General features: G+C 39.6%; 13 protein-coding genes. 6 read left to right on the top strand and 7 right to left on the bottom strand.

Annotation, left to right across the window (positions count from 1 at the left end):
- Position 1 precedes the first annotated feature (1 nt).
- Positions 2–865 carry a hypothetical protein gene (locus AWW68_RS02245; RefSeq protein ID WP_068216141.1) on the bottom strand — a complete coding sequence of 288 codons (864 nt, stop codon included), beginning with the start codon at positions 863–865 and terminating at the stop codon, positions 2–4.
- A 208-nt stretch (positions 866–1,073) separates the two neighbouring features.
- Here AWW68_RS02245 and AWW68_RS02240 point away from each other — a divergent pair, with 208 nt between their 5' ends.
- The 3 genes from AWW68_RS02240 (at position 1,074) to AWW68_RS02230 (ending at position 5,185) form a co-directional block, all read left to right on the top strand.
- Positions 1,074–1,610: a PepSY-associated TM helix domain-containing protein gene (locus tag AWW68_RS02240; protein WP_068216139.1), complete on the top strand. Its 537-nt coding sequence runs from the start codon at positions 1,074–1,076 to the stop codon at positions 1,608–1,610.
- A gap of 126 nt (positions 1,611–1,736) precedes the next feature.
- A complete protein-coding gene (locus tag AWW68_RS02235; RefSeq protein WP_068216137.1) occupies positions 1,737–4,826 on the top strand; it encodes an AsmA family protein in 3,090 nt (1,029 codons plus the stop codon).
- Positions 4,827–4,963: 137 nt separating this feature from the next.
- The gene (locus AWW68_RS02230; RefSeq protein ID WP_068216135.1) at positions 4,964–5,185 is read left to right on the top strand and encodes a hypothetical protein; all 222 of its coding nucleotides are present in this window, start codon (positions 4,964–4,966) and stop codon (positions 5,183–5,185) included.
- On the opposite strand, the gene purE is transcribed toward AWW68_RS02230, so the two are convergent.
- From purE to AWW68_RS02215, 3 genes are read right to left on the bottom strand one after another with little or no spacing between them, the layout of a single operon-like run.
- Complete coding sequence (gene purE / locus AWW68_RS02225) at positions 5,182–5,688, bottom strand: 5-(carboxyamino)imidazole ribonucleotide mutase (RefSeq protein ID WP_068216134.1); 507 nt, start codon at positions 5,686–5,688, stop codon at positions 5,182–5,184. The two genes, AWW68_RS02230 and purE, sit on opposite strands and share 4 nt — an antisense overlap.
- Positions 5,685–6,821: a 5-(carboxyamino)imidazole ribonucleotide synthase gene (locus AWW68_RS02220; protein ID WP_068216132.1), complete on the bottom strand. Its 1,137-nt coding sequence runs from the start codon at positions 6,819–6,821 to the stop codon at positions 5,685–5,687. The genes purE and AWW68_RS02220 overlap by 4 nt, the downstream gene beginning before the upstream one ends.
- Before the next feature lie 54 nt (positions 6,822–6,875).
- On the bottom strand, positions 6,876–8,675 hold the full coding sequence (locus AWW68_RS02215; RefSeq protein ID WP_068216129.1) for a MutS-related protein: 1,800 nt from the start codon (positions 8,673–8,675) through the stop codon (positions 6,876–6,878).
- Positions 8,676–8,795: 120 nt separating this feature from the next.
- Between AWW68_RS02215 and AWW68_RS02210 the strand changes: the two genes are divergently transcribed.
- From AWW68_RS02210 to AWW68_RS02200, 3 genes are read left to right on the top strand one after another with little or no spacing between them, the layout of a single operon-like run.
- The gene (locus AWW68_RS02210; RefSeq protein ID WP_068216127.1) at positions 8,796–9,368 is read left to right on the top strand and encodes an RNA polymerase sigma-70 factor; all 573 of its coding nucleotides are present in this window, start codon (positions 8,796–8,798) and stop codon (positions 9,366–9,368) included.
- 48 nt (positions 9,369–9,416) lie between these two features.
- A complete protein-coding gene (locus AWW68_RS02205; protein ID WP_068216125.1) occupies positions 9,417–10,403 on the top strand; it encodes a FecR family protein in 987 nt (328 codons plus the stop codon).
- Positions 10,404–10,411: 8 nt separating this feature from the next.
- Positions 10,412–11,887 carry a carboxypeptidase-like regulatory domain-containing protein gene (locus AWW68_RS02200; protein ID WP_068216119.1) on the top strand — a complete coding sequence of 492 codons (1,476 nt, stop codon included), beginning with the start codon at positions 10,412–10,414 and terminating at the stop codon, positions 11,885–11,887.
- Here AWW68_RS02200 and feoB read toward each other — a convergent pair.
- The 3 genes from feoB to AWW68_RS02185 all read right to left on the bottom strand — a co-directional run bounded on the left by feoB (position 11,880) and on the right by AWW68_RS02185 (position 15,610).
- Positions 11,880–13,988 carry a ferrous iron transport protein B gene (feoB, locus tag AWW68_RS02195; RefSeq protein WP_068216117.1) on the bottom strand — a complete coding sequence of 703 codons (2,109 nt, stop codon included), beginning with the start codon at positions 13,986–13,988 and terminating at the stop codon, positions 11,880–11,882. The genes AWW68_RS02200 and feoB overlap by 8 nt on opposite strands.
- 5 nt (positions 13,989–13,993) lie before the next feature.
- Positions 13,994–14,215, bottom strand: coding sequence for a FeoA family protein (locus AWW68_RS02190; protein ID WP_068216114.1), 222 nt, complete (start codon positions 14,213–14,215; stop codon positions 13,994–13,996).
- A gap of 69 nt (positions 14,216–14,284) precedes the next feature.
- Complete coding sequence (locus AWW68_RS02185) at positions 14,285–15,610, bottom strand: HTTM domain-containing protein (protein ID WP_068216112.1); 1,326 nt, start codon at positions 15,608–15,610, stop codon at positions 14,285–14,287.
- Positions 15,611–15,619 lie beyond the last annotated feature (9 nt).

The raw sequence follows: 15,619 nt of genomic DNA, 5'->3' as shown, positions 1-15,619 counted from the left end.
TTTATTTGGTTTGCGATAGCTTTTTCCCCTTAACAGAGGTTACATACTTGTCTAAGTATTCGCTTTTCAATTCCTGTTTTATCAGGTCGTATCTCAATATTTTATTAATAATCAGTTGCATAATTTTTTCATTTCTTTCCGAAGGATATAGCGCGTAGGCTTCTAGTGCTAAATCCATCGCTGTTTTATAATCTTTGTTTAAGTAGAATTTTGCTGCTTCGTTGAAATATTGAAGCCCAGCAAGTTGATTCAGGTCTATGGTTTTGTAGTTGCCTGGCACAATCTTGAAATCTTGGAACCAATCTCCAACTGTGCTCAACTCACTTATTCTACGATAATTAACCCATGGTTGTTCTAGAAGTTTTTCCATTTCGGCAGTAGTTTTCATAAATCCACCAAAAGGAAGGGTAGACTCAAAAACAAAAGAGTCATCATTTACAGATAAATGGAGAAAGACATGGTTTGGCAGTTCAATAATGCGGTATTCATATCCGAAGTAATCTAGCAGAATAGCATACAGGGCTGTTCCAGTTAAACAGCCAAACTTGCCACTGGCCAGAGTTTGATCCATAGTGGCCAGCCTGTCATACTCATGCAGTAGGCTAGTATGAGTTTTGTAGAAAACCGCTTTAAGAAAAGCGTAATCAGATTTCTTTCTGCTCTTAAGTCGTTCTAGCTTATGAATTAGCCTTTCAAACTTTTCAGTAAAGAAGGTGTCTTGCTCTAAATTATGAAGTGCTAAATAAGGTTTTAGATTTTGTATTGCAGAGGTTTGATTAGATGGTATGGATGTACTTTTTAGTTCCTGACCTTTTGTGCTAGTCAGTGTAAACGCAAGTATCCATATAATAATCCATCTCTTCATTTCGCTCCCAATACATGTGAAATAACATGGTGTTGTAAATTTCGGTTAATACAAAGTTAACATTAAATTAATATTAACCAAGAATAGACAATAATACGTTACAAATTAGCTGTGTGTTACGTTATTGTAAATGTTTACGTAATATTATGGTAACATAAAATTACCCTTGCGTTAATTCCCCTTTTTACAGTTATTGCGCCCATTTGATATGAGTACCAAGGGCATAGTAAATTCGGTTAGAAGTTTTAGAAAGTTTCACAAGTGGATGGGTATAGTGCTGGCCATTTTCTTGTTACTCAGTGCCCTAACCGGTGTTTTGCTAGGCTGGAAGAAGAACGTAGATCTACTTCAACCTCCTACTCAATCAGGGGTAGATAAAGCGCTCACTTCTTACAAGCCAGTAGAAGAGTTGGCTCGAGCCTCACTTTTAGCCGTTGATTCATTAGGTCTGACGGCAGATAATTTCGATAGAATAGAGTACAGGCCTACCAAAGGGATTGCTAAAGTTATTTTTGATACTGGAAGCTGGGAGGTTCAGGTAGATGCTACCAGCCTTGAGATACTTTCAGTAGCCAAAAGACATTCTGATTGGATTGAAACAATACATGATGGGTCAATCATTTCTGATGCCTTCAAGCTCGTTTCCATGAACATATTGGGCTTGGGCCTTGTTTTCCTCACTGTAACAGGACTGTGGCTTTGGTACGGGCCAAAGCGAATCAGAAGCTTAAAATCCAAGGGGTAGCTCTTCACTCTACCTGCCTTTTTTCTTGGAGCCCGCCTCTTCATAAATTATTTAATCTTGAAGAATGTAAGCTTTATGGTTGCCGAGTCCTTTATTCTTTAAATTTGAATAGAATTAAACTGAATTATGAAAAAGGTTCTCAAAATTTTTGTTGGCTTCTTATTTGTCATTTTTATAGCCATTCTGCTGATACCAGTATTTTTCAAGGGAAAAATAAAGGAGCTAATTATGAGCGAGTTTGCCAAGAATACTGAGGCTTCACTCTATTTTGACGACTTTAACCTGTCTTTAATTAGGAACTTCCCAAACTTCACGCTCTCCTTAGATAATATGGGGATAATTGGTACAGGGGTATTTGAACAAGATACGTTATTCAAAGTAGGAGAGCTATCGGCTACTGTTAACATGAAGGAGGTGCTTTTTGGGGATGAAATTAGCCTGAAATCGGTTTCGGCTGATGGGGCAGATATCACCATCATTGTGCTGCAAGATGGTACCGCTAACTACGATATTGCCAAGGCTTCTGAAGCTATTGAAGAGCAGGTGGAGGATGAAGAATCGGCCTCGGTAAGCCTTGGGCTAGAGTCTATTTCAATAACGAATAGCGAGTTCGTTTACTTCGACCAAGGGCTGGGTTATTTTATGCAGCTCGGTGGTATGAATGTAAAGGGAGAGGGTGATTTTGCTAATGACATTTTCGACCTTAAAACTACTGGAAGAATTGATGATGTTGAAGTTACTTACCAAGAAGTAGACTACCTCCATAATAAATCTATCGATTTAGATGTGGTGCTTTCCATGGACCTCACCAACTCTAAGTACACCTTTAAAGACAATGTTATTAAGGTCAATGACTTTCCGCTGTCTGCAGATGGTTCTTTTACTATGCTAGAAGATGGTTACGGCATGGATCTTTCTTTCTCTTCTCCAGGTGCCGAGTTCAAGCAATTGCTATCGTTAGTTCCACCAGCGTATTTAGCGTCATTCGATGAGTTGCAGGCCACTGGAAACTTGAGTTTTGCAGGAGCGCTAAATGGCATCTATAATGACGATAACATGCCTGCCTTCAACTTCGGTCTCAATATTAAGGATGGAAACTTCAAGTATCCGGACTTGCCAGATGCTATTAAGAATGTTCAACTCAATGTGGCAATAGATAACAAAACAGGAGTAATTGAAGACACGCGCATAGACCTTCAAAACCTGCACCTTGAAATGGGTTCTAACCCTTTAGATGCCAAGTTGCTTATTGAGAATCTTAGGGATTATAGAATGTCTGCGGCTATAAATGGCCAGCTTAATCTTTCAGAGGTCGGTAATTATTACCCTATGGATGGTTATGCAATGAGAGGCTTGATTAACATAAAGGCTGATGCTATCGGTGTTTATGACAGCGTTAGAAATATTGTGCCAAAAATGGATATTGGGTTGAGTTTAGAAAACGGCTATATAAAAACACCTGATGTTCCGTCTGCTATCGAAAATCTAACACTTGCTTCAGGAGTAATCAATAAGTCTGGCCAAATGGCAGACACTGAAATTAATATAGATAACCTTTCTCTTAACCTCGATGGTCAAGAGTTTGTAGCTCAAATTAAGCTGGTAAACCCCGATAATTTTTCTTGGAACGTAAAGTCAAGTGGTTCTTTAGACTTAGAGAAGCTGATGGCTATGTATCCTATGGAAGGAATGCAGCTCAAAGGCAAGGTGAATACCAACCTGCAAAGCAGTGGTAATATGAAGGATTTAGAGGCCAAGCGCTACAGTAGACTTCCAACATCTGGAGATTTGGTTTTGACGGACTTTAGCTATAAGGGAGATGCTGTTGAGCAAGAAATTACTATATCAAATGCCGAAGCTAGGTTTGATAATAATGCAATTACCCTAGCGAACTATTCAGGAAAGGCCGGTTCTACACCTTACAAAATGAACGGTAAGATAGAAAACTACTTAGGTTTTGCTCTTAACGATGAGGTTTTAACAGGAGCCTTAAGTGTGGAGGCAGATCAACTGAATGTGAATGAGTGGATGACAGATTCCGATGAGCTTGAGGAAACTACCGAATCTGGAGAGCCTCTAGAGGTAGTGCGAATACCGGAGAATGTAGTGTTCAACTTAACCACAAGAGTGAATCAAGTGAAGTATAACAGCCTTACGCTAAATAATATGGCTGGGCGCATAGAGGTTAAAAATGGAGCTGTTGCACTAAATAATGCTGGTTTTGATGCACTAAATGGAAAAGTATCGGCTACTGGTGAATATGATAGTAAGCCTGAAAAACCAACCTTCGATTTCAAGTTCGGAGCCCAAGAAATCTCAATCCCTGCTTCATTCCAATCTATAGATATGGTACAAAAAATGGCTCCAGTCACTCAAAACATGACAGGGCTTTTCTCCACTGACTTTAATATTAAGGGGGCATTGGGTTCTGACATGATGCCTGACTATAGTAGTCTTACTGGTGGAGGGCTTATACAAATTCTACAGGCTAGCTTGGGTCAGTCTAATCTACTCTCTGGTTTAGCCAGTGTTACAAAATTGAGCGATGTGGGGGCAGCCACCCTAGATAAAGTAAAGATGACTGCTGAAATAAAAGATGGGAGACTCTTTGTTAAGCCATTCGACCTGAACTTGGGAGACTACAAAACTACTATTGCTGGGAGTACTGGAATAGACGGTTCTATAGATTATACTTTGGCTATGAATGTGCCTGCTGGCCAAGTGGGAGCTCAACTGAATAGTCTGGTTTCGTCTTTAACAGGGACTAGCAATAAACTTACTGGAGATAACCTCATCTTGAATATTGGTATGGGTGGAGTTTTCTCTGATCCTAAATTCTCTTTGAAGAGCATTGCTTCTGCCGATGGTAGTGGAATTAAGCAAACTGTTCAGGCAAGTGTAGAGGCCAAAGTAGAGGAGAAAAAGGAAGAGGTAAAGCAAGAAGTTCAGGAGAAAGTAGATGTTGCAAAAGATTCGGCCAGACAGGTTATTCAGGCTAAAACAGATACCGCCAAGGCGAAAATAGATAGTCTTCTTCAGTCTAGAAAAGATAGTATTGCTGCTGTTGCTGCTGGCAAATTAGGGGTAGAGAAAGACTCTGTAGATAAAAAATTGGAAGAAGTAAAAGAAAAGGCAAAAGGGGTATTAGAAGGGCTTCTAAAGAAGAAAAAGAAGCAGGCCAAGAAAGAAGATGAAGATGATGGTGGCAGGCCATAAGACGACTTGAGCCTGCCCTTTGTTACAGGTTAAAAGTAGAGTTCATTTAACCTTAACAAAGGAATTCATCTAATTAACAAAATCTTAAATAGCTCTTTATCAATTGCTTTCGGAAAATATGTTATGCTTGCATAATAATGTCGAAAGTAAGTCCACACATAGATTTAGGCACTGGATATGTGCAAATATCTAGGCTCCCTTTTGATCAGGCGATCAAGATAAGGGAGTTTATTCCTCAGTCGAGCATTTTGAGCTTCAATACCTCAGAAGGCTTTATAGCCGATGTATTGGAGTATAGCCAGTACGAATACTGGTTCGATTTCCACCATGAATCTTACGAAGCAGACTTTAGTATTTAGGCTTTCCAACCACTTTTGGCAACGGCCTCAATACTGTCTTCTACTTTTGTTCTGAGGTTTTCTTTGTATTCGGTTAAGTTATTGGCAACTGCTTCATCTGAAGTGCCAACAATTTGAGCCGCAAGAATACCTGCATTTTTTGCTCCGTCTAGTGCTACTGTAGCTACAGGAACACCACCAGGCATTTGTAGAATGGAAAGAACAGAATCCCAACCATCTATAGAGTTGCTAGATTTTACGGGTACGCCAATTACTGGCAGAGTAGTTAAACTAGCCACCATTCCAGGTAAGTGAGCAGCACCACCAGCACCAGCAATAATCACCTTCAAGCCACGGTCTTTGGCCGACTTGGCATAATCGAACATTCTATCTGGTGTTCTGTGGGCAGAAACAATGGTAAGGTCGAATTCAACGCCTAAGTCTTCTAAAACTTGAGCAGCTTCTCTCATTACCCTTAGGTCTGACTGACTACCCATTATAATTCCTACTACTGCCTTACTCATGCTTTTACTTTTAAGGTGGATTTAACGAAATTAACTTTTTCTCTTAGTTCATTCATGTCTTGGTCAGACACGGTTATGTGTCCCATTTTTCGGAACGGTTTGGTGAGTTTCTTACCATATAAGTGCACGTGAACTCCAGATTTGGCAATTACTTCAGACATGCCTTCATATTTGGCGTCTCCAGTAAAACCATCTTCTCCTAAAACATTCACCATAGCCGATGGCCATAGCGTTGTGGTGTCACCCAAAGGCCAATTTAAGATTGCTCGCAAGTGTTGCTCAAACTGAGAGGTAACATTGCCCTCAATAGTTTGGTGGCCACTGTTGTGGGTTCTTGGAGCCACTTCATTCACTAATAATTTGCCCTCTTTGGTAAGGAACATTTCAATGGCTAAAAGGCCTACCATATCGAGCTTTTCGATAACTTCTTTGGCAAGCTTTTGAGCTTGCTCTTCAATGCCTGAATTGATTTCTGCTGGTGAGAAAAGATATTCAACTAAGTTGTGCTCTGGGTGGAAAACCATTTCAACCGTAGGGAAGGTCTTCATTTCTCCTGCCTCATTTCGAGCTACAATTACTGCTAGCTCTTTCTCGAAATCGACCATTTCTTCCACAAAGCCAGGGGCATCGAAAGCTTTGTCCATGGCTTCTTCATTTCTGATTGCCTGCACTCCTCGTCCGTCATAACCTCCGGTTGCCAGCTTATTTACGAATGGAAGGAAGTCTTTCTTAGCTTTCACTTCCTCTGCATTGGCCACCTCGTGAAATGGAGCGGTTGGAATTCCATGCTTTGCATAGAATTGCTTCTGATGCAGTTTATTCTGAATTAGTTCGATTACTTCTGGCTGAGGGAATACCTTCTTGCCTTGTTTTTGGAGTTCTTTTAATGCTTCAGTATTTACATTTTCTATCTCAATAGTAAGTAGCTCTTTATCTGCCCCAAAAGCCATTACAGTATCAAAATCGGTAAGTGAGCCATTGGTGAAACTGGTAGAGATGTTTTTACACGGAGCATTTGGGTCTGGGTCTAGCACATGAACATCGAGATTGAAGTCGATCGCAGACTGAATCATCATTCTGCCTAGCTGACCACCGCCAAGTACACCAATTTTTACATTAGAATCGAACGCCATAGATTTTTCAAAAATGAGCCCAAAAATAAGTAATTCCGTAGAACTGATGGCGCATTATTCAACTTCAATACCCATGAGCTGCATTAGCTTAGTGGCGTTGAAGCTTTTACATAAACCTGGCGTTAGTTTGTAGTTGAAATGAATTTCGTTTCCGGTAATGGTACTGTTGAAACTGTAGTTCTTTACTCCTGCCAATTCATTGGTCATGTTGCCCAGCACAATGTCGTGTGTAGAAACAAAGCCAAAGGCATTGGTTTTGTTGAGCTGTTTAATAAGTGCTGTGGCACCTTTATGCCTGTCATCTGAGTTTGTGCCTTTCAAGACCTCATCGATCATGAATAGTGTTGGTCGTACTTCATCAATCTGACCGATAAGTTGCTTCAGTCTTTTAAGTTCAGCATAGAAGGATGAAACGCTCTCTTCCAAGTCGTCTTGGGTTCGCATACTAGTAAATACTTTCAGCTCTCCCACTTGCATTGATTTGGCGCAGACGGGTGCTCCCATAAGTCCAAGAACGCAGTTGATTCCTACTGTTCTGAGAAAAGTACTTTTCCCGCTCATATTTGAACCAGTGATTAAACAAACTCCGCCCTTACCAGAGAAATCAAAATTGTTACTCACCCTTTTGTTTGAGTTGATAAGCGGGTGTCCGAGTTCTTCTGCGCGGATAGTATGAGGTGTGTCGGCAATTTCTGAATACTGATAATCAGGGTTAGAGAATGCAAAGCCAGCAATGCTCATAAGAGTATCTATGGTTCCTATTACTTCAAACCACTCTTCTAGGTTTGCTTCGTTCTCTTCCTTCCACTTATTAATCTTTAGATACCAAAATATGTCTAAAAGCAAGATCGCATTGAGTAATTGGTAAAGCACATTAGCTCTGTTCTGAAGGTTATCCAAGATGCCCGATAACTCCTGCAGTAACTTAGAGGCCTTTTTGTTTCCGTTACTTAATGGGGATTTCAGTTCTTGAAGTACTGTGCTTTTTACCTCTGCATTTTCTATTAACTCAATTTGTGCTTTTAATGAACGAAGAGACTTATAGCCGTTTTCTGTTTGTCTAGTGATGGCCAAGAGCTTTTGGAAAAGAGTGCTCAATACTCCAATGTTTATGAAAATCAGTAAAATGGGTAAGCCTATTGCCACAACAGAGAAATACGCTAAGACAATGCTTGTTATAGTGGCTACTGAAAGCAATGCCATGAGCACTTTATAAACGGACCGGTTTTTAGTGGATTGCTCTTCTTTTAACCAATTGAAAAGAGTTTTAATACTGTCCTTATTAGGCTTTTCTTCAGCCATTCCCTGTGCCTGAAACTCTTGTCTTAAATCTAACTGAGAAGTGAGCTCTTTAATAGCCTCCTGTCTTTTTAGTATCTCATTTTTAGGAGCGTGATTACTTAGCCAGTTAGCAAGAATTTGTTTTCCGAATACTGATGAAGTTCTATTGATAAGTTGATATAGCGAGTGCTTTCCAAAAATATCTAAGTCCATATGGTAGGGGTGGCTCGGGACAAAGAACTCCATACCATCTTCAAATCCACTTAGATTAAATTGCCCTCTCAGAATTTCATCAGAGTTTATCTGAGAAAGGTTGTTCATAACCTTTAGTCGTCTTTTTATAGATTGGTGTTTTTTCAATAGCACCAAATAGCCAATTAGAAAGACAACAACTGATGACAGAAGCAAGACACTATTCCCAGCATTGGCAGCATAAACAAAGGTGATTGTGAAAACTATAAACAGAATAACTCGTAATGTTGAGAATGTATTAGAGTCAGACTTCAATGACTTGGCAGATTGCTTGAATTCATCGAATCTTTTTTGATAGGTCTCTTGGGCTGTTTCTTTCAAGTTTTCTTTAGTTTAAGCTTTAGCATACGGGTTTACAAAACTAGGGTTAGCCCTTTATTTTCTACCTCTATGCAATTAGTAAAATCTTTATAACTTCAACCCATCGAGAAACAACTAAGTGTGGTAATAGACGAAGTGCAGTTGTTAAAGGCATTTGCCAAAGGCGACAAAAAAGCTTTTGAAAAACTCTTTAAGGAATATTATGATCCTGCTTGTAGGTATGTGATCAGAATTATTAGAGATCAAGATACAACTGAAGAGATTGTTCAGGCTACTTTTGTGAACCTTTGGGAAAAAAGGGAAATGATTCGGTCCGATATCAGCTTCAGGTCCTATTTGTTTAGGGCTGCCTATAATACCGCACTCAACTACATAAAGCATAGAAAAGTAGTGGCTCGGCATGTGGCCAGCAAGCAAGATAGAATTGAAGAGGTAAGAAGAAACTTTGTAAGTCATCAGCCAGATTTCGAGCTTCAGAAGAGAATAAAAAATGCAGTTGAGGAATTGCCACCACAATGTCAGCGAGTGTTTAGGTTAAGCAGAGAAGAAGGGCTGAAGTATCATGAAATTGCTGATGAGCTGGGCATCTCTAAAAAGACCGTAGAAGTACATATGGGTAAGGCTCTGAAGATGCTTAGAGAAAGTTTAGGAGATTATTTAACTATTTTTTTACCTCTTATCTTTTTTTGGTAGGGGTATCTATGCATAAAATTGTCTGAATATTGTAGATCAAGAAATACAATGGAAACGCGAATAGCCAAATATCTGGCTGATGAGATGGGAAAGGCAGAAAGAGCGCAGTTTGAAGCCGAATTGCTTTCTGATGAACAGCTTAGCAATGAGCTGCAAAAATGTGCTGCCTCGTGGGAAGTAAGTTCCGTCTACACAAATGATAGCTTCGATTCAGATGCTGCATGGAATAAAATAGCTCCTGAGCTTACCATAGAACGTCAACTTAAGCCAGAAAAAAACAATTTTTCATTCTTAAAAATTGCTGCAAGCATTGTTATTGTAGCAGCGGCAGGGTTCTTTCTAGCTAAAAATGGTGGGTTTACGATAGGTTCGGATAATGAGCCCCTTCTCGTAGAAACAGCCAATCAAGTTGAAGAAGTTACATTGCCAGATGGTTCTGTAGTTAGACTAAACGCTAACTCTTCTATTAGTTATGACGAGTCCTTTGGAGAATCAAATAGAAACGTGACGCTAATGGGCGGAGCTAATTTTGATGTTCAAAGAAACGAGAACCTACCATTCGTTATATCTACTGTTAATAGCGAAGTAGAGGTGCTTGGTACTAGCTTTGAAGTTAGGGCCTATGAAAATGAATCTGTAGAGGTGAATGTAACCTCTGGTAAGGTTGGCTTTAAATCTACTAAAGCTAAAGGAGAGCCAGCAGTTCTAGAAGCGGGAGAGAAGGCAGTTCTTTCTGCTGATGGTACTCAAATGCAGAAAGGTAAGTTGAAGAACAACAATTTTTCCGCTTGGTGGACAAAGCAGCTTGAATTTGAAAACGTTAGTTTAGCTGATATAGCAAAAGACCTCCAAAAGACTTACTGGGTAGAAATTGAAGTAGCTGAATCTATAGCAAAATGTGAGGCAACTTTGTATGTCAATGACCAAACTATTGACGGAGCCTTAGATATCTTACAAGCGACTTTTCCTGCCATCACTATAACCAAGGATAAAGAAAATCACATAAAATTAGACGGAATTGCATGTAACGATTAAATTGGTGCATGCATCGAACGCTTGTCGTCTCATTTTTCTTCTTCGTTGCCATTAAATTATTTGCTCAGGACACTCAGAATTCTGTCCTTAATAATGAGGTGTCCATTCAGTTCGATGATGTGAGCTTGCCAACGGTTTTACGACAGCTCAACAGAGAAGCGAATCTTAGCTTTTCCTACAATAGTAATATCATTCCCAGAGACACTCGAATAAATGAGTCTTATAACAATGTGTCTATCAAATATCTACTCGATGACTTGCTCTCCAAAGGCAATCTCTACTATAGAGAGGTAAATGGTACCATTGTTATCTTAAAAAGAATATATAGCGAAAGGACAATTACGGGAGTTGTTTTAGATAAGGAGACCCAAGAGCCCTTACCCTTTGCTAATGTGTTTATAGACAATAGTACTTTAGGAGTGCCAACAGATCTAGAGGGAAGGTTCAAAATTGATAATATACCAGATATTGGCTTCAACTTGGTAGTCTCTTATGTTGGATATAAGTCTAAATCTATCTCTTTTAATTATAAGCAGGAGGTGAAGGACAGAAACTTCATCATTGAAATGGAGATAGACCCTATTGCCTTGGAGGGTATTCAAGTTATAGGCAGATCTAGGAAGAAAAATAGTGGTGAAAACAGACGGCTCTACAAGCGGTTTGAGCAGGAATTCTTAGGCCGATCTGAAAATGCCAAAGACTGTGAAATTATCAATCCCGATGTGCTGGATTTTGAGGTTATAGATAGCCTTGATAATTACAAGGTTACTGCTGAAGACATACTTTACATAGAAAATAGGGCATTAGGCTTTAGAATAGGTTATTTATTAGAGGAATTTAAATTTGAGAATGGGACTAAAGTAAATATAGGCTCTGCGCAGTTTAAGGAATTAGAGCCAAAATCTAGAAGGCAATATAGAAGATGGGAGGAGGCTAGAGAGCAAGCTTACAACGGTTCTGTACTTCATTTTTTGAATGCCTTGATTATGGGGAGGTTGGAAGCAGAAGGTTTTAGGGTTAATATTATTCAATACGATTCAGTAACTTCAGAATATACCACACCACTTAATCCGCAACCGCTCGATCAAATACTACAGATTGAGAAAACCGAAAAGGAATACTTATATAGGCTTAAAACAGTAGGTGATATAGAGGTTACCTATAGAGGAGAATTTGAAGATGATGACTATAAGAAACTGTATAGAAGTACCTCTAAAAGCGGTAATTATAAGTATACGGATAAGAAAGCAAGATCCTCTATTTCATTGTCGGACAATCAAAGCCTAACAAGCTATCAGGTTTTCGGTCTGGAGTTGGATGAGCTAGAGCTCTTCCAAAAGTCAATTATCTTTTTTGACAAGAAGGAAACCCCTGTGAGCTTTCCAGGGCAGTTTCTAAGCCCGCGTGACGTTACTTTTGGTGGTTGGTGGAGGTGGGGAGCTTTCTCAGATGTTCTCCCCCTAAATTATAGGCCTACTAACTAAATATATTGTAGGTTACAAAGGCAGCCAAGTATGCTACAGCAGACATGTAAATGGTTTGAAGCAAAGGCCATTTCCAACCCTTGGTTTCTCTATATACTACTGCTAAAGTACTCATACATTGCATGGCAAAAGCATAGAAAACCATAAGCGAAAAACCTAAGGCTGGTGTATACATCTTCTCTCCGGTTCTTGGATCAACTTCCTTGCTGAGCTTTTCTTTGATGGTGAGTTCATCCTCTTCGTCAGCTCCTATACTATAAATGGTAGAAATAGTGCCTACAAATACTTCTCTGGCAGCAAAAGATGTGATAAGTGCTATTCCAATCTTCCAGTCATAGCCTAGAGGCCTTATGGCAGGCTCAATGAATTTACCAAAAACCCCAGCGTAAGAGTGCTCTAGTTCGTAGGCGCTAATGGCATTTTCAATCTCCTCTTCTGTTCCAGATGGCATTTCTGATCTAACAATCTGCTCAGCATTATCAAAGTCTTCACCAGGCCCATAAGAGGCGAGTACCCATAATATAATCGAGATGGCCACAATCACCTTACCTGCTTCAAAAACAAAGGTTGTAGACTTTTCATAGATAGTAAGAAGCACGTTCTTCCACTGTGGTACTTTATAGGTAGGTAATTCCATAATGAAATAGCCTCTCTGCTTAGTTTTGAGGATGAATTTCATTACCCAAGCAGATAAAACCGCGGCAATAATTCCCAATAGATACAAAGCGGTAAGTACTAGTCCTTGTAGGTTCAAAAAGCCCAAAACCTCTTGCTCTGGCACAACTAAGGCAATTAGTAAGGTATAAACGGGCAGTCTTGCCGAGCAACTCATGAAAGGCGTAACAAAAATAGTGATGATTCTATCCTTCCAGCTGTCTATACTTCTAGTGGCCATAATGGCGGGAATGGCGCATGCCATACCAGAAACTAGGGGCACTACACTTTTGCCATTTAAACCAAAGGCTCGCATAACTCTATCCATTAAAAATACAGCGCGAGACATATAGCCAGACTCTTCTAAAAGACTAATGAAACCAAAAAGAAGGGCTATTTGAGGAATAAAAACCACTACACCTGCTAAGCCTGCGATTATTCCATCTGTCAGTAAATCTCTCACAACTCCCTCTGGGAGTGCTTCACTGACAAGAGAAGAGAAGCCAGCCATTATTTCTTCGATAAAGGTCATTGGCCATTCTGACCAAGCGAATATGGCTTGGAAAATGAGTAGGAGAATGGCTGCAAATATGGCATAACCAAAGAATTTATGAGTTATGATTTTATCTGCTTTTTGAGATAGACTTAATTCTTTGACATCGTTGGTTTTAATGTTTCTATCTACTGTCTCTGAAATAAGCGTATAGCGGCCAAGAACCTCTTGCGATTGAGTAGGGACGTCATAAAAACCCGTATCGCTTTTTATTTGCTCTATTTGCTTGCGTTGTTCTTCACTTAAGAAGTTCAACTTTACATTTTGCTGGGCATATTGGTATGCTCTATAGTCTTCAGCTATGTCGAAAGAAGACATTATTTTGTCTATAGTGTCTTCAGCCAAAGACCGAACCGGGTAAAAAGGTTTTTTTGGAACCCTAAGTTCTTGAGTTAAAATGTTCTTTAAGGTTTCTACTCCTAAACCAGAATGCGAGTTTGTTGCTACTATTTTAACCCCTAGGTCTATTGAAAGGGATCTTAAGTCGAACTTGAGTTTTTTGCGCTCCGCTAAATCCATCATGTTCAACACTAGAACACAAGGAATATTTAAGTCCCGAATTTGAGTAAAGAGTAATAAGTTTCTCTTTAGGTTGGTGGCATCGGCTACTACAATTAGTGCGTCTGGGTGTTGCGGATGCTCTTGATTTAGAAGTACCTCTTGAACTATCTGCTCATCGAGCGTTTTTGGATAAATACTGTATGTGCCAGGCAGATCCGTCAGTTCAGCAATTCTTCCGTCAGGAAGCTTGAAAGAACCGGATTTCTTATCTACAGTTACTCCAGGAAAGTTTCCGGTTTTTTGCTTAAGTCCTGTAAGTAAATTGAACAAGGTTGACTTACCAGAATTTGGATTTCCAACCAGTGCTATTTTTAAATCTGCCTTAGATGCCATTAATTCTAGTCTTCGATAAGAATGCTTGAAGCTTCTGATTTTCTCAATGAAAGCTGATAGCCAGCAACTTCAATAGCTATTGGGTCGCCCCAAGGTGCTATAAGTTCTAGCGATATCTCTGTACCTGGTAAGCAGCCCATTTCCATTAATTTCACAGAAAGAACTTCGTCCGTGAAACCCTTAATCACGGCTTTTTCGTGCAGCTTTAAATGGGTGACGTTCTTCAAGACTTATTTAGATTAATTATAAAGAGCGGCAATTTAGCAGACAGGTTGGTCTAAACAAAACCGTTGGAACTAATTATTGGGGCTTAGTATCCAAGGAGAGTGTTTTAAGGGTTGCCATCTTACTTGGCTCAGGTCAACCTCTGGGTCTATGAGCCTTACCATCGGGTCTCTATTGAGGCGTACAAATGCTTCTACTTTTATTTCTACATCCTCAATGCCTTGCTCTTGATATTCGCGCTCTAAATACTGGGCGAACTGCCAGATCATGTCTGGATGGCCAGATAGTGATGATGATTGTTTCGGAGTAAGGAACTCAATTGGTTTTACCGTCCAAGTAGAGTCTGTAGCTAAGTCTCTAATCATATAGTTAGTATAACCCGACTTGTATCTTAGCATCATTCTCCAAGAAAGTCTATGCCCTTCTTCTGTATAAAAAACGTCTCCTTTATAAAGGTGATTTCTAAGTGGAAGATAAATCTGTAACGCAAAATAAAGTCCAAATATGCCTACCAAGACTAGGCAACTAGGGGTAAGGTTTGGAAGGTTCTTCTGCAGCTGAACTATTGGCTTTTTTCTAAAGAAAGTGCGTCTGATTGTTTCTGGTTCGAAGAAGAAAACCATTAGGGCTATCATTAGATATGGGAAAATACCAATGTGAAATACCGCTGAATTAAATAGGTGAAAAAATGCGGCTATGATAAATGCAGCTTTTCGTGTTTTCTTCCAGAGCAGGAAATAGACTATTAGACCGTCAAAGAAAATGCCACCATAAATTACCATCTGTTGAAGCCAATCTTTTTGTAGCAACTCGCCAATGAGCCAATAGTCTGACTTTGCTTTGAAGTTCATTCCAATAAAATCTCCATTGAGCCAGCCAGGGTAAATTTTATGCAATGCGGCAAACGTAAAAACTATCCACATTTGTAAAATGAAGATATTAATGCACCATTTTGGGCAAGTAGTGGAGACTACAGAGTTCCAGCGTTTTGAGTCGTAAGATGCATAGGCGTGTGCAGGTACTATGAGCATAAATACACACAAGAGAATGAGTAGGTAATAGTGATTGTTGTAGTGAGATTTCTGCATCCAATAGACTAGGGTCCAAAGAATGGTGAAGCCCGCCATACCTGCCTTATAATAAAAGCCAAACATCACCATTAGTCCACATAAGGCCATAGCATAGAAGTAAATATACATCCATGGGCCATCCAGTGGTTGTAGCCATTCTAAACCAATTAGGGTGAAGTTGAATGTGGGCTCAATTAGTGCTGTATTTACCCAGCCTGTAAGTGTAGCACCAAAGCTTTCTAGAAAAATGAGTAGCCCGAAACAGATTCTAAAAAGAATAAGTGGTGAGTTATCTACAGGTTGGAATTGAGTTTTTAACCAGTTCAATTCAATTGA

It is taken from the genome of Roseivirga spongicola (assembly GCF_001592965.1).
Classification (GTDB): Bacteria; Bacteroidota; Bacteroidia; order Cytophagales; family Cyclobacteriaceae; genus Roseivirga; species Roseivirga spongicola.
This window is presented reverse-complemented; position numbering and strand designations above follow the sequence as displayed.